16 protein-coding genes and 1 pseudogene are annotated in these 15,944 nt (G+C 72.5%); 11 read left to right on the top strand and 6 right to left on the bottom strand.

What is annotated here, in order from left to right; all coding sequences use genetic code 11:
• Positions 1 to 90: 90 nt before the first annotated feature.
• The 6 genes from BMZ82_RS11450 (at position 91) to BMZ82_RS11425 (ending at position 5,742) form a co-directional block, all read left to right on the top strand.
• Positions 91 to 717, top strand: coding sequence for a TetR/AcrR family transcriptional regulator (locus tag BMZ82_RS11450; RefSeq protein ID WP_093774465.1), 627 nt, complete (start codon positions 91 to 93; stop codon positions 715 to 717).
• A 383-nt stretch (positions 718 to 1,100) separates the two neighbouring features.
• Entirely contained in the window at positions 1,101 to 2,726 is a 1,626-nt protein-coding gene (locus BMZ82_RS11445) for a sensor histidine kinase (RefSeq protein ID WP_256251859.1), read from the top strand.
• Entirely contained in the window at positions 2,723 to 3,130 is a 408-nt protein-coding gene (locus BMZ82_RS11440; protein WP_093774463.1) for a roadblock/LC7 domain-containing protein, read from the top strand. Before BMZ82_RS11445 ends, BMZ82_RS11440 begins: the two co-directional genes overlap by 4 nt.
• A complete protein-coding gene (locus BMZ82_RS11435) occupies positions 3,127 to 3,546 on the top strand; it encodes a DUF742 domain-containing protein (protein WP_093774461.1) in 420 nt (139 codons plus the stop codon). Before BMZ82_RS11440 ends, BMZ82_RS11435 begins: the two co-directional genes overlap by 4 nt.
• A complete protein-coding gene (locus BMZ82_RS11430; protein ID WP_093774459.1) occupies positions 3,527 to 4,147 on the top strand; it encodes a GTP-binding protein in 621 nt (206 codons plus the stop codon). Before BMZ82_RS11435 ends, BMZ82_RS11430 begins: the two co-directional genes overlap by 20 nt.
• A gap of 107 nt (positions 4,148 to 4,254) precedes the next feature.
• Complete coding sequence (locus BMZ82_RS11425) at positions 4,255 to 5,742, top strand: cytochrome P450 (RefSeq protein WP_093774457.1); 1,488 nt, start codon at positions 4,255 to 4,257, stop codon at positions 5,740 to 5,742.
• Here BMZ82_RS11425 and BMZ82_RS11420 read toward each other — a convergent pair.
• On the bottom strand, positions 5,736 to 6,722 hold the full coding sequence (locus BMZ82_RS11420; protein WP_093774455.1) for an RluA family pseudouridine synthase: 987 nt from the start codon (positions 6,720 to 6,722) through the stop codon (positions 5,736 to 5,738). The two genes, BMZ82_RS11425 and BMZ82_RS11420, sit on opposite strands and share 7 nt — an antisense overlap.
• 87 nt (positions 6,723 to 6,809) lie before the next feature.
• Between BMZ82_RS11420 and BMZ82_RS11415 the strand changes: the two genes are divergently transcribed.
• Complete coding sequence (locus tag BMZ82_RS11415) at positions 6,810 to 7,403, top strand: GNAT family N-acetyltransferase (RefSeq protein WP_093774724.1); 594 nt, start codon at positions 6,810 to 6,812, stop codon at positions 7,401 to 7,403.
• 9 nt (positions 7,404 to 7,412) lie between these two features.
• Here the strand turns inward: BMZ82_RS11415 and BMZ82_RS11410 are convergent, their stop codons facing one another.
• The 3 genes from BMZ82_RS11410 to BMZ82_RS11400 all read right to left on the bottom strand — a co-directional run bounded on the left by BMZ82_RS11410 (position 7,413) and on the right by BMZ82_RS11400 (position 11,107).
• Positions 7,413 to 8,981: an amino acid permease gene (locus BMZ82_RS11410; protein ID WP_093774453.1), complete on the bottom strand. Its 1,569-nt coding sequence runs from the start codon at positions 8,979 to 8,981 to the stop codon at positions 7,413 to 7,415.
• Between the two features lie 242 nt (positions 8,982 to 9,223).
• Positions 9,224 to 10,084 (bottom strand): siderophore-interacting protein, encoded by an 861-nt coding sequence (locus tag BMZ82_RS11405; RefSeq protein WP_093774722.1) that lies wholly within the window; start codon positions 10,082 to 10,084, stop codon positions 9,224 to 9,226.
• 84 nt (positions 10,085 to 10,168) lie between these two features.
• Entirely contained in the window at positions 10,169 to 11,107 is a 939-nt protein-coding gene (locus tag BMZ82_RS11400; protein ID WP_256251864.1) for a 5'-3' exonuclease, read from the bottom strand.
• A gap of 98 nt (positions 11,108 to 11,205) precedes the next feature.
• On the opposite strand from BMZ82_RS11400, the pseudogene BMZ82_RS41705 reads away from it, so the two are divergent.
• The 3 genes and pseudogenes from BMZ82_RS41705 to BMZ82_RS11385 all read left to right on the top strand — a co-directional run.
• A pseudogene (locus BMZ82_RS41705) lies at positions 11,206 to 11,347 on the top strand (glycine betaine ABC transporter substrate-binding protein); the annotation flags it as partial.
• A gap of 407 nt (positions 11,348 to 11,754) precedes the next feature.
• Positions 11,755 to 12,381, top strand: coding sequence for a helix-turn-helix domain-containing protein (locus BMZ82_RS11390; protein WP_093774449.1), 627 nt, complete (start codon positions 11,755 to 11,757; stop codon positions 12,379 to 12,381).
• Positions 12,381 to 13,100 carry a helical backbone metal receptor gene (locus BMZ82_RS11385; RefSeq protein ID WP_093774447.1) on the top strand — a complete coding sequence of 240 codons (720 nt, stop codon included), beginning with the start codon at positions 12,381 to 12,383 and terminating at the stop codon, positions 13,098 to 13,100. The genes BMZ82_RS11390 and BMZ82_RS11385 overlap by 1 nt, the downstream gene beginning before the upstream one ends.
• Here BMZ82_RS11385 and BMZ82_RS11380 read toward each other — a convergent pair.
• On the bottom strand, positions 13,012 to 14,136 hold the full coding sequence (locus tag BMZ82_RS11380) for a TDT family transporter (protein WP_093774445.1): 1,125 nt from the start codon (positions 14,134 to 14,136) through the stop codon (positions 13,012 to 13,014). The genes BMZ82_RS11385 and BMZ82_RS11380 overlap by 89 nt on opposite strands.
• A gap of 70 nt (positions 14,137 to 14,206) precedes the next feature.
• Between BMZ82_RS11380 and BMZ82_RS11375 the strand changes: the two genes are divergently transcribed.
• On the top strand, positions 14,207 to 15,136 hold the full coding sequence (locus BMZ82_RS11375) for a LysR family transcriptional regulator (RefSeq protein ID WP_093774443.1): 930 nt from the start codon (positions 14,207 to 14,209) through the stop codon (positions 15,134 to 15,136).
• A gap of 69 nt (positions 15,137 to 15,205) precedes the next feature.
• Here the strand turns inward: BMZ82_RS11375 and BMZ82_RS11370 are convergent, their stop codons facing one another.
• Positions 15,206 to 15,943, bottom strand: coding sequence for a gamma-glutamyl-gamma-aminobutyrate hydrolase family protein (locus tag BMZ82_RS11370; protein ID WP_093774441.1), 738 nt, complete (start codon positions 15,941 to 15,943; stop codon positions 15,206 to 15,208).
• Position 15,944: the final 1 nt, after the last annotated feature.

Genomic DNA, 15,944 nt, shown 5'->3' with positions numbered 1-15,944 from the left:
CCCTCACCGGCCCTTGCTCGGCCCCTTGTCGACCCCTCGCCGGCTCCTCGCGAAGATCGAGGTCCGGTGCCGTGTGCGAGGATCGAACGCATGGAGACGAGCGGTGGACGCCGAGTGGGCAGGCCACGGGCCGTGCAGCGGCCGGACAGCGGGCTCACGCCGCGCGCCGAACTGCTCACGGCCGCCGCGGAGCTGTTCACCACCCGGGGGTACGCCGCCACCACGACCCGGGCCGTCGCCGAGCGCGCCGGCATGCGTCAGGCGTCCATGTACCACTACGTCTCGGGCAAGGAAGAACTGCTCGCCGAGCTGCTGGAGTCGACGGTCACGCCCTCGCTGACCTATGCCCGCCGGCTGCTCGCGGACGACACGCGGGCGGCCGAGGAGCGGCTGCGCGAGCTGTGCCGCACCGACGTGGAGCTGCTGTGCGGCGGCTCGCACAACCTCGGCGGCCTCTACCTGCTGCCCGAGGTGCGCACCGAGCGGTTCGCCGGGTTCCATGCCGTGCGCGGTGAACTCAAGGACGCCTACCGGCAGTTGATCGCCGCGACGGTGTCCGGCGGCGCGCTCGCGAAGAGCGCCCTCGATCTCCGTACGGACCTGGTCTTCGGGCTCATCGAGGGCGTCATCCTCGTCCACCGCTCGGACCCCGACCGCTCCGTCTCGGAGTTCGCCCGCGCCACCGCCGACGCGGCACTGCGCATCGTGGGCGACTGAACACCGCGGTCACTGAACGACTGCGGCAACTGACGCCTCGGCAACTGGGCGTCGCCTGAAGGATCTTGAGGGTGCCGGACGGGTGCCGGACGGGTGCCGGACGGGTGCCTGACGGTTGCTCCCCGGTGGTGCTCTCATCCGTCCCGGTGAAGTGTTTCGCACGCCCGTGCATCGTCACGCGCCGTGTTCGAACAAATCCTCTGCGTTTAAATGGACTTGAGGCTACTGCATGCGCGCAGCCGGTTTCAGAGAGTTGCCGAATGTGACGCGGTGGTGATCCGGTCGGACTAAGCTCGCCCGCGGCGCACCGAGTTGAGGCGTATTCGTGCGCTTGTTCCCAAACATCCCGAAGATGCCGACAGATCCCTACAGAGGGTGCCCACATGGTGAGTGTTCAGTCCCCACCCGGTCGCCGAGAACTTCCTTACGTGCGCGTGCTGTTGCTGCCCGCGATACTGATGGCCGCGGCGACCGGAGCCGCCGTCGCCCTGGTGGCGGCGCAGGCCCGGCTCGCCGTCGGCGTCTGCGGAGCCGTCGCCACCCTTCTGGTGATCGCGGCGGGAGCGGAGTCGGTGCGCCGAGGCCGCCTGCTGCGCGAGGTGCGCGCGGAGAAGGAGCAGCGCGTCGCCTACCTGGAGCAGTGCGTCGCCGAGCACGGCGAGGAGAACCGCCTGCTCGCCGAGGAGTTCGTGCCCAACGCCGTGGAGTGGCTGCGGGCCGGAAACTCCCCCAGGGAGGTGATGCGCGACCTGACGCAGGGCGACCAGTTGTTCCGGGAGCTCGACGACCAGCAGCGCGCCGTGGTCCGGAAGATCCTCGACATCGTCGACCACGAGGAGTCCCTGCGCGACTCCGCCCAGCGCTCCTTCGTCAGCATCGCCCGCCGCATGCAGGCCATCCTCCACCAACAGGCCGCGGAACTGCGGGAGATGGAGGAGGACCACGGCCGTAACCCCGAGGTCTTCGACGACCTGTTGCGCATCGACCACGGCACCTCGCTGATCGGCCGCCTCGCCGACTCCATCGGGGTGCTCGGCGGCGGCCGGCCCAGCCGCAACTGGCCCCAGCCGGTCCCGCTGTACAGCGTGCTGCGCGGCGCGATGTCCCGGATCCTGGACTACCGGCGCATCCAGCTCGACTCCATCGCCAAGGTCAACATCAGCGGCCTCTCCGTCGAGCCGCTCATCCACGCGCTCGCCGAACTCCTCGACAACTCCACCCGCTACTCGCCCCCGAACAGCAAGGTGCACGTCAACGCCGTCGAGGTGCAGACCGGCATCGCCATCGAGATCGAGGACGCCGGCGTCAGCCTCAGCGAGGAGGCCCGCGCCAAGGCCGAACGCATGCTGGAACAGGCCAAGGCGGGCGTCGACATCCAGGACGCCGGCATCACCCCGAGGCTGGGCCTCGCGGTCGTCGGCCGCCTGTGCACCTCCTTCAACCTGGAGGTCTCGCTGCGCAAGTCGGCCTACGGCGGCGTCCGGGCCGTCCTCATCGTGCCGAGCGAGATGCAGACCTCCGAACCCGCCCCCGGCTTCGCGCACGGCATCGGCGCCACCGCCGTACCGCAGATCGACCTGAGCCAGGTCGGCGAGGGCCCCAAGCGCCCGCCCAAGAAGCGCCGGCCCACCAACAACCGCTACCCCGCCAAGATCTCGCTGGCCGAGGACGACGTGCCCGAGGTCACCGAGTGGACCGAGCAGGGTCTGCCGCAGCGGCGCAGCAAGACCACGATCTCGATCGCCCAGCGCTACCGGGAGGCGTACGCCGCCCAGGAAGCCGAGCGCCAGGGCAAGCCGGACCTGTTCGCCCAGCCCCGCCCGGAGCCGCAGCCCGAACGCAAGAAGCAAGAGCCCGGCGTGGCCTTCGAGGCTTTCTGGGAGGGCCTGAAGAAGGACATCCCGCCGGGCGTCCACCCGACCGACTTCACCCGCAACCCCACCGCCTACCTGCATCTGCTCGAAGACAAGGCCAAGCCCGAGGCCGACGACGAAGGGGACCTCACGTGATCCAGCAGCGCCAAAACTTCGACTGGCTGCTCAAGGAGCTCTACGACGGTGTACCGGGCATCGAGATGATCGTGGTGCTGTCGGCCGACGGTCTGCGCATCGCCCGCTACGCCGGTGACCCCGACGCCGCGGACCGGGTCGCCGCCGCCTGCGCGGGCCTCCAGAGCCTCGCCGGCGCGGTCGCCCAGGAGATCCCCTCCGTCGTCGGCGACATGAACCTCGTCATCATCGAGATGGACGGCGGCTACTTCTACCTGATGGCGGCCGGCGCCAACGCCTACCTCGCGGTCCTCGCCGACGTACGCTGCGAGGCCGGCCGGATGAGCGCCAGCATGCGCGACCTCGTGGTCCGCATCGGGGCCCACCTCACCACCCCGCCCCGGCGCAACGGGCACAGCGTATGACGCCTCCACAACGCAGGCGGCGACAACCCCTGGCGGAACTGCCCCCGCCCCCGCCCCCACCGCAGCCCGCCCAGCCCCCGCAGGAGGGGGAGGGCAAGAACCCCGAGCGGCTGTACATCATCACGGGCGCGGACGGCGAGCGGGCCCCCGTCGACCTGGTCACCTTAATCGTGGCGTGTGCCGAACCGCCCTCCTCGGCCACGCCGGAGCAGACGGCGGTGCTGCGGATGTGCGGCGCCCCGCTCTCGGTGGCCGAGGTGTCGGCCTATCTCGGTCTCCCGTTCAGCGTGGTGACGGTGCTGCTGACCGAAATGCTGGCGGCCGAACTCGTTCAGGCGCGCGCCCCGATCGTCCGGCAGCAGCTCCCTGACCGTTCCCTTCTCGAAGCGGTGATGCATGGACTTCAACGGCTCTGACACGATCCCCGGCCCACGGTCCGAGGACTATCTGCCGCACACCACCACGGCCGCGGCGAAGATCGTCATCGTGGGCGGATTCGGCGTCGGCAAGACCACCATGGTCGGCTCCGTCAGCGAGATCAGGCCGCTGACCACCGAGGAGACCATGACCCAGGCGGGCGTCGGGGTCGACGACAACTACGGGTCCGAGACCAAGACCGCCACCACCGTGGCCATGGACTTCGGCCGGATCCGCATCACGGAACAGGTCGTGCTCTACCTGTTCGGCACGCCCGGCCAGGAGCGCTTCTGGTTCCTGTGGAACGGGCTGTTCGAGGGCGCGCTCGGCGCGGTCGTCCTGGTCGACACCCGCCGCATCGAGGTCAGCTTCGAGGTCATGGGCCGGCTGGAGGAGGGCGGCGTGCCGTTCGTCGTCGCCGTCAACACCTTCCCGGACGGGCCCCGTTACCCCCTCGACGAACTGCGCGGGGCCCTCGACCTGCCGCCCGAGATCCCGATCGTGGAGTGCGACGTGCGCCGCCGCGCGTCGAGCCGCGACGTCCTGATGACCCTCATGCAGTTCCTGCACTCCCTGGCCCTCAGCCGCAGCCTGACCTGACGGCACCACCGCACTCGACACATGGCACTCGACACACCGCATCCCGCATTCCGCTTCCGCGGAACATCCCCCAGACACCGGATTCAGCACAGTTTCGGAGCGACCCTGTGACTCCCGAACACCCCGTCCCGACCGGTCCGCGCGACCTCGCCCTGGACTCGCCGTCCGGCTGCCCCGTGCAGGTCCGGGGCGCCGGCGGACTGACCCGCCTCTACGGACCCGGCTCGGACGACCTGAACGCCCTGTACGAGCGGCTGCGCGAGCAGCACGGACCCGTGGCGCCGGTCCTGATCCACGACGACCTGCCGATGTGGATGGTCCTCGGGCACGCCGAGAACCTGCACATGGTGCGCGCTCCCTCGCTGTTCACCAAGGACAGCCGCATCTGGTCGCCGCTGGTGGACGGCAAGGTCAGGCCCGACCACCCGCTCATGCCGCACATCGCCTGGCAGCCCATGTGCGCCCACGCCGAGGGCGACGAGCACAAGCGGCTGCGGGGCGCGGTCACCGCGGCCATGGCCACCATCGACGACCGCAGCGTGCGCCGGTACATCAACCGCTCCAGCCAGCGCCTGGTCAACGCCTTCTGCGAGGAGGGCCGGGCCGAGCTGGTGAGCCAGTTCGTCGAGCACCTCCCGATGGCCGTCATGTGCCATGTCCTGGGCATGCCCGACGAGTACAACGACCGCATGGTCCAGTGCGCCCGCGACGCGCTCAAGGGCTCCGAGACCGCCATCGCCAGCCACGACTACGTCATGGGGGCGCTGACCCGGCTCACCACCCGCCGCCGCGCCCAGCCCGAGGACGACTTCACCAGCCACCTCATCAGCCACCCGGCGCAACTCACCGACCGCGAGGTCCGCGAACATCTGCGCCTGGTGCTCTTCGCCGCCTACGAGACCACCGTCAACCTGGTCTCCAACGTGCTGCGCATGGTCCTCACCGACCCGCGGTTCCTCGCTCAACTCAACGGCGGCCAGATGACGGTGGCGGAGGCGGTCGAGCAGTCCCTGTGGGACGAGCCGCCGTTCAGCACCGTCTTCGCCTACTTCGCCAAGCAGGACACGGAGTTGGGCGGCCAGCGCATCCGCCGGGGTGACGGCCTGTTCTTCGCGCCCGCCCCCGGCAACGTGGATCCCCGGGTGCGCCCCGACCTCGCCGCCCACATGCAGGGCAACCGCTCCCACCTCGCCTTCAGCAGCGGCCCGCACGAGTGCCCCGGCCAGGACATCGGCCGCGCCATCGCCGACGTCGGCGTCGACGCGCTGCTGATGCGGCTGCCGGACGTGCAACTCGACTGCGACGAGGACGAGTTGCGCTGGACGATGTCGATCGCCTCGCGGCACCTGGTGGAACTCCCGGTCCGGTTCGAACCGAAGGACCAGCAGGACGTCAAGCACAAGCCGAGCCACGCCCCGATCCCGCCGCAGCGCATGACCCGGCCGGTGAGCGCCGAACCGCAGTCCGCGCCCGCCACCGCCCCGCAGGCCGCGCCACGGGCCGCACCGCCCGCGCCGCCCGCCCCGGAGCCGACGGCACCGGTCGGCCGGCCGGGCGCCTGGCGGCGCTTCGTGTCCTGGTGGCGCGGCTACTGATCGACGCCCGGCGGCCCGGCGGCGGCCGGGCCGTCGTGCCAACTGCCGTACGACGCCCAGGACTCGAGGACCCGGCCACTGCGCAGCCGGTGCTCCGTCCCCGTGACCGGATCGGTGAACTCCAGCTCCCGCGCGAGTAGTTGCAGCGGGCGCCGGAAGTCGCCGGCCGGTACGGGGGCGGCCACCTCGGGGTAGAGCGGGTCGCCGAGGATCGGGACGCCCAACGCGGCCATGTGCACCCGGAGTTGGTGGGTCTGCCCGGTCTCGGGGACCAGCCGGTAGCGGGCCAGGCCGGCCGGCCGGTACTCGGCCGGCTCGATGTGACTGACCGCGTTCGGCTCGCCCGGCACCTCCCGGGCGGCCAGCACACCGCGCTCCTTCAGGATCCGGCTGCGCACGGTCACCGGCCAGGCCCGCGCGGGGTCGTGGGGTGCGACGGCCTCGTACACCTTGCGGACCCGGCGGTCGCGGAACAGGGTCTGGTAGGCGCCGCGCTCCTCGGGGCGCACGATGAACAGCACGAGCCCGGCGGTGAGCCGGTCGAGCCGGTGCGCGGCGCCGAGCGCGGGCAGGGCCAGGTCGCGGCGCAGCCGGGCGAGCGCGGACTCGGTGACATGGCTGCCGCGCGGGGTGGTGGCCAGGAAGTGCGGCTTGTCGACGACGACGATGTGCTCGTCGCGGTACACGATCTCCAGCGGGAACGGCACGGGCACCTCGGCGGGCAGTTCGCGGTGGAACCACACGAACATCCCCGGCACGTACGCCGCGTCCGGCGCCACCGCCGCCCCGTCGGCGCCGACCACCAGCCCGGCGGCCAGCATCCCGTCCACGGCCCCGGCCCGCGCCCCGCCGAGCCGCTCCACCAGATGCTCCCGGACGGTGGCCCAGGCGCCCTCGCCCGGCAGCCGCACCCGCACCGCGTCGATCCCGCCCTGCTGCGGCAGCGGGGAGGGCGGGGGAGGCGTGCGGCGGCGTGTCATCGCGGTCCAGCCTACGGCGACGGGGAAGCCGCTCGCGGCGACGGAAACCCGGTTGACTCCTCGCGGTCCGTTGGCAGGATGCGGATCATGCCCTACACCGCAGACCCGGTCCTGCCCGCCGGAACCCTCTCGGACGCCCCGCAGCCCGTTCTCCACACCGGCGACGGACTCCTCCTGCGCCCCTGGCGGGCCGAGGACGCCCCCGCCGTGTACGCCGTCTTCCAGGACCCGGTGATGCACCAGTGGCACATCAGGTCCGCCGACTCCGAGGAGGAGGTCGCCGGCTGGATCGAGGCGTGGCGGCAGGGCTGGGCGGGGGAGCGCGATCTCCAGTGGGCCGTCGTCGGCTCCGACTCCGGCTCCGACTCCGGTGTCCTGCTCGGGCGGGTGGCGCTGCGCAACGTCCGGCTGGGCGACGGCGTGGCCGAGGTCGCGTACTGGACGACCAAGGCGGCGCGTGGCCGGGGAGTCGCTCCCCGGGCCACGACCGCGCTGACCCGCTGGGCCCTCGACGAGATCGGCTTCCACCGCCTGGAGCTGAGTCACGCCACCGCCAACGAGGCGTCCTGCCGCGTCGCCACGAAGGCCGGTTTCACCTTGGAGGGCACCCGGCGCAGCGCGGCCCTCCACCAGGACGGCTGGCACGACATGCACCTCCACGCGCGCGTGCAGGGCGACTGAGCCTGCCTGTCACGCCGTCGCGGTCTCCGCTACGGCTGCGGCGGCGGCCGGCGTCGCAGCCCGCCGCCGATAGGCCCGGAAGGCCACACCGACCGCGACCGTCACGCCGAGGAACAGCACCGTGAACCATTGGAAGTACCAGTGACCGCCCGCCGGGTCGTAGACCGCCGCGCGGGGCCAGGCCAGGTTGATCGTCATCAGGAGGCCGTAGAGGAGGGCGAGGGCGTTCACCGGGATGCCCCAGCGGCCCAGGGAGAACAGGCGGGCGCCGGTCTCGTCCGTGCCCGCCGAGGAGAACTCGCCGCGCAGCCGGCGCACCAGCAGCGGTCCGGTGACCATCGCGTACGCCAGGTACAGCATCACGATGCAGGTGGTGCCGATGGCGAGGAACGCCTCCGGTGAGGCGAAGTTGAGCAGCAGCAGGGCCGCCGCGAGGACGCCGACCACCAGCGCCGGGGCGCTCGGCATGCCGGTGCGCGGGTTCACGCGCGCGAGGCGCTCGGAGAACGGGAGCTGGCCGTCGCGGGCCATGGAGAACAGCATCCGGCAGGCCGCCGTCTGGATGGCGAGCGTCGCCACCGCGATCGCGATCACGACGTCCGCGAGCAGCGCCTTGCCGACGCCGTCGCCGAGGCTGCTGGTGAGGACGTAGCTGAGGCCGTCGACCCCGAGGCGTCCGTCGGTGAGGCTGGGCGCGGCGAGGATGCCGCCCAGCACGATCAGCCCGCCGAGCAGGCCCGCCGCGCCGAGCGCGGTCAGGATGGTGCGGGGCGCGGTGCGCCGCGGGTTGTGCGTCTCCTCGCTCATCTCGCCCGCGCTGTCGAAGCCGACCATCACGTAGGCGGCCGTGAACGAGCCGACGAGCAGCGCCCCGAACAGGCCGTGCTGCGCGGCCCCTTCGGTGTGGAAGGTGATGCTGGGGGTGCGCTCGGAGTGGGTGAGCAGCAGCACCACGATGAGGACCGCGCCGATGATCTCGGCGGTGACGCCGACCCGGTTGATCACGGACATCAGGCGGTTGTCGAGGACGTTCACCAGCGTCGTCAGCACCAGCAGGACCAGACCGAGCAGCGCCGCGTTGGCCGCGCCGTCCGGTGACTTGAGCGCCGGATCGGTGCCGACGAGCTGGAAGCCCGACCAGATCGCCGGCAGCACCATCTGGAGCGCGAGCGCGGCGGCGGCGACCACGACGATCTGCCCGGTCACCATGATCCAGCCGGCGAACCAGCCGAACGACGGCGTCGACAGCCGCGACGACCACTGGTAGATCGCGCCCGAGATCGGATAGCGCGCCGCCAGTTCCGCGAAGCACGCGGCGACCAGCAACTGCCCGACCAGCACCACCGGCCAGGCCCAGAAGAAGACCGGGCCGCCGAAGGCGTACCCGAAGGCGAAGAACTGGAAGACGGCCGTCAGGACGGAGATGAAGGAGAACCCGGCGGCGAACGAGGCGTACCGGCCCAGGCTGCGGTGCAGTTCCTGGCGGTAGCCGAACTCGGCGAGGGAGCCTTCGCCGGGGTCGGCGACGGGGAGGTGGGGCGGGTCGGGGCGTACGTCGGGGGGTGTCGTTGTCGTCACGGCGAACCTGCCTTGGGCCCAGGGGACGGAATTCCTGTCGGGCGACAGAAATTAGGGACGCGCTGTTTCGTGCGCGTCACGCCGTCGTGTCGGGGGCGGGCCCAAGTTCTCACGTTCCCTCGAACATCACTCCATCGCGTTATGGCGCGATGTGTTTTCGAGGCTCAGGAGGGGGCCATGGGGGTTCATGGGGGTTCTATGGGGGCGTATGAGGGCCTATGTGGAGGGCCTATGTGGAGGGCCTATGCGGGGCCGTCAGGGGCTGTGGCGGGCGTGCTCTCCTGCTCCGCCTCCACGCGGGCGTTCCACTCCGGCTTCGACGCCTGCCAGCCGTCCTCGTTGTGGCCGAGCCGCCAGTAGCCGGAGATCGACAGGTCCTCGCGCGGGATCTGCAGCTCGACGCGCAGCAGCTTGCGCAGCTCCTTCACGCAGGCGGCCTCGCCGTGCACGAAGGCGTGCGGGCGGCCCTCGGGGAACTCCAGCGCCCGTACGGCCTCGACGAGCCGCTCGCCGACCGGCCGGTCGCCGCGGTGCAGCCAGACGACCTCCACGTCGGAGTCGATCTTCTGCTCCTCCTCGGGGCCGCTCACCTCGATGAAGGCGTGCGCGACGACGCCGGCGGGCAGCGACTCCAGGGCGGTCGCGATGGCCGGCAGGGCGCTCTCGTCGCCGGCCAGCAGATGCCAGTCGGCGGTCGTGTCCGGTGCGTAGGCGCCGCCGGGGCCCAGGAAGTGGATGGTCTCGCCCGGCCGGACGCGCGCCGCCCACGGCCCGGCCAGCCCCTCGTCGCCGTGCAGCACGAAGTCCAGGGTCAGTTCGCGGTGTTCGGCGTCCCAGTAGCGGACCGTGTACGTGCGCGTCACCGGCCACTGCGCACGGGGGAAGTCGGCGCGGATGCGCTCCAGGTCGAAGGGCTCCGGGTAGGTCACGCCCGCGGGGCCGAAGAGCAGTTTGACGTAGTGGTCGGTGCAGTCGCCCGCCGTGAAATCGGCCAGACCCGCGCCGCCGAGCACCACGCGATGCATGTGCGGGGTGAGCCGTTCGGTGCGGACGACCTGCGCGAAATGGGGCTTCCGCGGCTTCCGTGCCGGACGTTCTGCCATGACGGCCTCCCAGTCTCTGCCCATGTCATCATGGTTAGGCTTACCTAAGTTAGCATCTCTCCCCCGGTGTTGCCCCCAGAACCGCTATGCGTGCGATGTGTTCAGCGTGGTCAGCAGCCGCTGGAGCGACCCGCCGAGCCCCCAGCGCGCCGCCAGCGCCTCCACCATCGCCGCGTCCCTCGGCGCGCGCGGCAGCGCGGTGTCCACGTCCGGAAGGGGTACGTCGCCGGCGACCGCGACGACCTTCGGCGCGACGGCGACGTACGGCCGCGCCTCGGTCAGCCGCTTGCGCTGCGACGGAGTCAGCTTCGCCTTCGGGTCCTCGACCGCCGCCATGATCCCGGCCAGGTCGCCGAACTCGGCCAGCAGCTTGGCCGCCGTCTTCTCGCCGATGCCCGGCACGCCCGGCAGGCCGTCGCTCGGGTCGCCGCGCAGCGTGGCGAGATCCGCGTACCCGCGCCCGTCCACGCCGTACTTCTCGCGCAGCCACGCCTCGTCCGTCAGTTGCAGCGTGCCGACGCCCTTCAGTGGGTACAGCACGCGCACCCCGCGCGTGTCGTCGACGAGCTGGTAGAGGTCGCGGTCGCCGGTGACGATGTCGACCGGGCCCTTCGCGCGGCCGGTGAACGTGCCGATCACGTCGTCCGCCTCGTAGTCCGCGACGCCGACGCGGGCGATGCCCAGCGCGTCCAGGACCGCCTCGATGATCGGCACCTGCGGGGAGAGGGTGTCCGGCACCACCTCCTCGTCCGGTCCCGCCGCGCGCTCCTCGGCGACGCGGTGCGCCTTGTAGGTGGGGATCAGGTCGACGCGCCACTGGGGTCGCCAGTCGGCGTCCATGCAGGCCACCAGCTCGTCCGGCCGGTGGTCCTTCACCAGCCGGTCGATGAAGTCCAGCAGCCCGCGCACGGCGTTCACCGGAGTGCCGTCCGGCGCTCGCACGGAGTCCGGGACGCCGAAGTAGGCGCGGAAGTAGAGCGAGGCGGTGTCGAGGAGCATCAGTCGTCCGGTCACGCCACGCATCATGCCGCACGGGTGCCCGGGTGACCGGCGGGTATTCACTCCCGTGGCAGGCGCGAACATCCCGCCGACCCCCTGCGCGGCCCGCTGTGGTCCTCGACGACGGCTCCACCCCCGCGGTGCTCGCCGAACTCGAGCGTGCCTACGCCGCGAAGAAGCCGATCCTCGTCACGCTCTGGTCGCCGCACTGGGCGTACAGCGACTACGACCTGGAAGCTCGCGGATCCCGAGGGCGCGTGGGGCCCTGACAGCGCCGCGACCGCCCGACGAGGGGCCGTCCGGGCACGGCAAGGATCCGGCCAACCACAGAGAGCCATGCCCATCCCCGGGCCGCCGGCCCGCGAAGCCGGGGACGAGCGGGAACACCCGGGGCCGTTCGCGCATTGAACCGGAAAACGGCGCAGCGGCTGTCCGCTCCGGGAGTCCGGGGCCGGTTCGGCTGGCGCGAACTGTGAGGTCGGGCGTTACACCGTGTGTCCTCGATGTGACGGGCACATGAAACGGTTTGCCGAACATGCGTAGGGTGCAGACAACTCATCAGAGGAAGCATCAAAGGAAGCATCAGAAGACGCGACGGTGACGACGCGGAGACATGACGGTGCTACGACGTGAACGTGAAGGTGCGACGAGCGAAGGAGGGAGCCGGAGCTATGGGCGACCACAAAGAACAGCCCCTGCGGGTGGGCGCGGCCGTGCGGCGCCGACGCCGGTCCCTGCAGCTCACCCTCGCCGTCGTGGCCGAGCGCAGCGGCCTGTCCGTGCCCTTCCTGAGCCAGGTCGAGAACGACCGGGCGCGGCCCAGCACCAGTTCCCTGGAGAAGGTCGCCGACGCCCTGCGCACCACGGCCGTCGAACTCCTCGCCGCCGCCGACCCGGCGTGCAGCGTGGACGTCGTACGCGCCGATGTCACCGAACCGGGCCAGAGCGTCGGCCAGGGCACCGGACAAGGCGCAGGCGCGGGGCCGGACCCGGAGCCGCGGTCCCGTTCCCTGGTGCGCGGGCACCACCAGATGCACGCCTCCGAGTTCACCGGCGACCACGACGCCGGCCGTGAATTCCAGTACCGCAACGACCAGTTGATGTACGTCGCCGACGGCGCTGTGGAGATCGAGGCGGAGGGCCGTGCCTACCGGCTGGGCCGCGGCGACACCCTGTACCTCACCGGCGGGGTCCGGCACCGCTGGCGGGCCACCGTGCCGGACACCCGGCTGGTCGTCGTCGCCGTCGCCGAGCACATCGAGGCGGTCCGCGACCGGGACCGGGGGCGCAGGCGCTAGTGCGGGTCGTCTCGCTGGTCCCGTCGCTCACCGAGGCGGTGGCCGTCACCCTGCCCGGCGCCCTGGTCGGCGCCACCGACTGGTGCGCCCACCCGGCGGGCCTCGACGTCACCCGGATCGGCGGCACCAAGAACCCCGACGTCGACCGGATCGTCGCCCTCGCCCCCGACCTGGTGATCGCCAACGAGGAGGAGAACCGGGAACCGGACCTGGCCGCCCTGCGCGCAGCGGGCCTCGAGGTGCTGGTCACGGAGGTCCGGGACGTCCCGCAGGCCTTCCGGGAACTGGCACGCGTGCTCAGCGCGTGCGGGGCGCAGGACCGGCCGGGCTGGCTGGTGGACGCGGCGGAGGCGTGGGCCGCGCTGCCCGCCTTCGAGGAGCGCCGCACGGCCGTCGTACCGATCTGGCGCCGCCCGTGGATGGTGCTGGGCCGGGACACGTTCGCCGGGGACGTGCTGGCCCGGCTGGGCGTCGACCACCTGTACGCCGGGCACCCCGAGCGCTATCCGAGGGTTTCGGTCGACGCGCTGCGGGCGGCCGCCCCCGACCTGGTCGTCCTCCCGGACGAGCCGTACCGCTTCACCGCCGACGACGGCCCGGAGGCCTTCCCCGGCCTGCCCTGCGCGCTCGTCAGCGGACGGCACCTGACGTGGTACGGACCGTCGCTCGCCGAAGCGCCGAAGGCGCTGGGCGAGGCGCTGCGAGCAGCCCGCCGCTGAGCAGCCCGCGCACGGTGTGCCCGGCGACGACCGTCCACGCGGCGACGAGGACGACGTACAGCGCGCAAGCCGGCACCTCGTAGGCAGCCAGCCCGGTGTGCCGGGCCAGCGCCGCCGCTCCGGTGACACAGGTGCCGACCGGGAAGGTGAACGCCCACCACGTCATCGCGAAGCCCATCCCGTGCCGGCGGGCCCGCAGCACGTGCGCGCAGGCCAGGCAAAGCCACAGCAGCGCGAAGCCCATCACCGGCACCCCGTACAGCACGGCGAGGACGGCGAAGCCGCGCGCGACCGGGCCGGGCACGACCCCCGGAGCGAGGTCCGCGAACTTCCCGACGGCGGTGGTGGACTGCCCGAGCGGGCCCAGGACGAGGAACAGGGTCGGGGTGAGCGCGAGGGGCAGCGGACGGCCGGTCACCAGCCGCCCGAACACCACCGGCAGCATCGCGAGGGTGGCGAGCAGACTCACCCCGAACAGCGCGCAGCACGCCAGCAGCAGCGTCTGCCGCGGCTGCCCGGCCGGCAGATACGGCACCAGCAGCGGCCCGAGCGCCGCCGACACCATGGGCGCGACCACCGGCAGCAGCCACACCGGCGTGGCCTCGGCGGCCGTCACCCGGTGGCGGACGGCCATCAGATACGGCACGGCGACGGCTGCCGTGAGCGCGACGAGCGTCCCGGCGCCGAACAGCACGGCGTCCAGCGCGACCGCGGCGCGGACGCCGATCCAGTCCCGGCCGACGGTCAGCGCGCCGCCCCCGACGGCGAGCAGCGCCATCGCCGGACACCCGTAGAACGGGGCCGTCGCCGGGTCGAGGAGATGCGCGCGGGCCTGGTCGCGGTGGTGGCGCCAGTGCAGGGCGCGGGCGGCGAGCAGGGCCAGCAGGAGGGCGAAGGACAGCGCCCAGAAGGCGGCGCAGAGCAGCCGCAGCCCCGGGACACGGACCGGGAGCGCGGCTCCCGCCGTGGCGAGGATCGCGGTGCCCATCACTGTCGCGTACCAGTTCGGTCCGAGTTGACGGACGGCGGTGACCATGACCCCACCGTCGCCCGGGTGCCCGCCCGCGACCAGGGAGGATGTCTCTATGGGGGCATAAGCTGGGCTTATGGGCAGTGTGGAGGGGCAGTCGGCGCACAGCGGCACGGGCTCGATCGCGCATCGGGTGCCGGATCTCGGGGCGTTGGAACTGCTGCTGGGCGTGGCCCGGCTGGGCAGTCTGGGCGCGGCGGCGCGCGAGCTGGGCATCACGCAGCCGGCCGCGAGCAGCCGGATCCGGTCCATGGAGCGCCAGCTCGGCGTGGCCCTGGTGGACCGCTCCCCGCGCGGCTCCCGGCTCACGGACGCCGGCGCGCTGGTCACGGACTGGGCGCGGCGGGTCGTCGAGGCGGCGCAGGCGTTCGACGCGGGGGCGCAGGCGCTGCGCGACCGTCGGGACTCACGGCTGCGGGTGGCGGCCAGCATGACGATCGCCGAGTACCTGCTGCCCGGCTGGCTGCTCGCGCTGCGCGCCGGGCGGCCGGACACGGCGGTGTCGCTGCTCGCGGGCAACTCGGCGGCCGTCGCCGAGCGGCTGCTGTCCGGGGAGGCGGACCTCGGCTTCGTGGAGGGGCTCACGGTGCCGCCGGGCCTCGACTCGACGGTGATAGCCCACGACCACCTGGTCGTCGTCGTCGCGCCCGGTCATCCGTGGGCGCGTCGCCGACGGCCGCTGCCCGCCGCCGAGTTGGCGTCGACGCCGCTGATCCTGCGGGAGGAGGGGTCGGGGACGCGGCAGGTTCTCGACACGGCGCTGGGCGGGCTGGCCCGGCCGCTGATCGAGCTGTCCTCGACCACGGCGGTCAAGGCGGCGGCGGTGAGCGGGGCAGGGCCGGCGGTGCTGAGCGAACTGGCGGTCGGTGAGGAGCTGGCGCTGCGGAGGTTGGTCGACATCCCGGTCGAGGGCGTCGAGTTGGCGCGCGACCTGCGGGCGGTGTGGCCGACGGGGCACCGCCCTGCCGGGCCGGCGCGGGAGTTGTTGTCGTTGACGCGGGGGTAGCGGCGTCGTCCCGTCCCCTGGGGGCTGCGCCCCCAGACCCCCGCTGTCGGCCCTTAAGGGGCCTCGTCCTCAAGCGCCGGACGGGCTGAGTGGTCCCGCCGCTTCCACCAGCGCGCGCATCACCCGTACGTCCTCCGCCATCTCCGGATGCCACTGCACGCCCAGCACCCAGCCCCCCGCCGACGGCAGTTCGACCGCTTCCACCGTGCCGTCCGCCGCGTACGCCGACGGGATCAGGCCCGCGCCGAGGCGGTCCACCGACTGGTGGTGATAGGTCGGCACGGACGTCTCCTCCTCGACGAGGCCGCCGTAGAGCGTGCCCGGGACCGGCTTGACCGCGTGGTGGCCGAAGACGCCGACGCCCCCGGTGTGCCCGTCGATGTGCTGCGTCATGGTGCCGCCGAGCGCGATGTTCAGCAACTGCATGCCCCGGCAGATGCCCAGCAGCGGGACGTCCGCCGCCAGTGCCGCGTCGATCAGGGCCAGCTCCCACGCGTCCCGCTCCCGCGCCGGCGGCCCGGTGCGCGGGTCGGGCTCGGCGCCGTAACGGACCGGCTCGACGTCCGGGCCGCCCGAGATCACCAGGCCGTCGAGGCGGGCGACGGCCGCCGCCGCGTGCTCGGGCGCGTCCGGCGGGAGCAGTACGGCCAGCCCGCCGGCCCGCTGCACGAGCCGCGCGTACCCGGCGGGCAGCAGCGCCGCCTCCAGCTCCCACACACCCCAGCGCGTCCCGGACTCCAGGTACGTACTGACGCCGATCAGCGGCCCGCCGCCCGTCACGCCCGCGCCGCCCGTCCTGCCCGTCATG

Origin of the sequence: Streptomyces sp. yr375, assembly GCF_900110755.1 — a bacterium.
In the GTDB taxonomy this organism is placed as follows: Bacteria; Actinomycetota; Actinomycetes; order Streptomycetales; family Streptomycetaceae; genus Streptomyces.
The sequence above is the reverse complement of the archived record's forward strand: the minus strand, read 5'-3'. Positions and strand labels throughout refer to the sequence as shown.

Excerpts from the sequence above, each read along its gene's own strand:
- BMZ82_RS11370 (WP_093774441.1), bottom strand. The coding sequence starts at position 15,943 with ATGACGGGCAGGACGGGCGGCGCGGGCGTGACGGGCGGCGGGCCGCTG.
- BMZ82_RS11415 (WP_093774724.1), top strand. The coding sequence starts at position 6,810 with ATGCCCTACACCGCAGACCCGGTCCTGCCCGCCGGAACCCTCTCGGAC.
- BMZ82_RS11435 (WP_093774461.1), top strand. The coding sequence starts at position 3,127 with ATGACGCCTCCACAACGCAGGCGGCGACAACCCCTGGCGGAACTGCCC.
- BMZ82_RS11405 (WP_093774722.1), bottom strand. The coding sequence starts at position 10,084 with ATGGCAGAACGTCCGGCACGGAAGCCGCGGAAGCCCCATTTCGCGCAG.
- BMZ82_RS11380 (WP_093774445.1), bottom strand. The coding sequence starts at position 14,136 with ATGGTCACCGCCGTCCGTCAACTCGGACCGAACTGGTACGCGACAGTG.
- BMZ82_RS11375 (WP_093774443.1), top strand. The coding sequence starts at position 14,207 with ATGGGCAGTGTGGAGGGGCAGTCGGCGCACAGCGGCACGGGCTCGATC.
- BMZ82_RS11430 (WP_093774459.1), top strand. The coding sequence starts at position 3,527 with ATGGACTTCAACGGCTCTGACACGATCCCCGGCCCACGGTCCGAGGAC.
- BMZ82_RS11445 (WP_256251859.1), top strand. The coding sequence starts at position 1,101 with ATGGTGAGTGTTCAGTCCCCACCCGGTCGCCGAGAACTTCCTTACGTG.
- BMZ82_RS11400 (WP_256251864.1), bottom strand. The coding sequence starts at position 11,107 with ATGCGTGGCGTGACCGGACGACTGATGCTCCTCGACACCGCCTCGCTC.
- BMZ82_RS11390 (WP_093774449.1), top strand. The coding sequence starts at position 11,755 with ATGGGCGACCACAAAGAACAGCCCCTGCGGGTGGGCGCGGCCGTGCGG.
- BMZ82_RS11420 (WP_093774455.1), bottom strand. The coding sequence starts at position 6,722 with ATGACACGCCGCCGCACGCCTCCCCCGCCCTCCCCGCTGCCGCAGCAG.
- BMZ82_RS11450 (WP_093774465.1), top strand. The coding sequence starts at position 91 with ATGGAGACGAGCGGTGGACGCCGAGTGGGCAGGCCACGGGCCGTGCAG.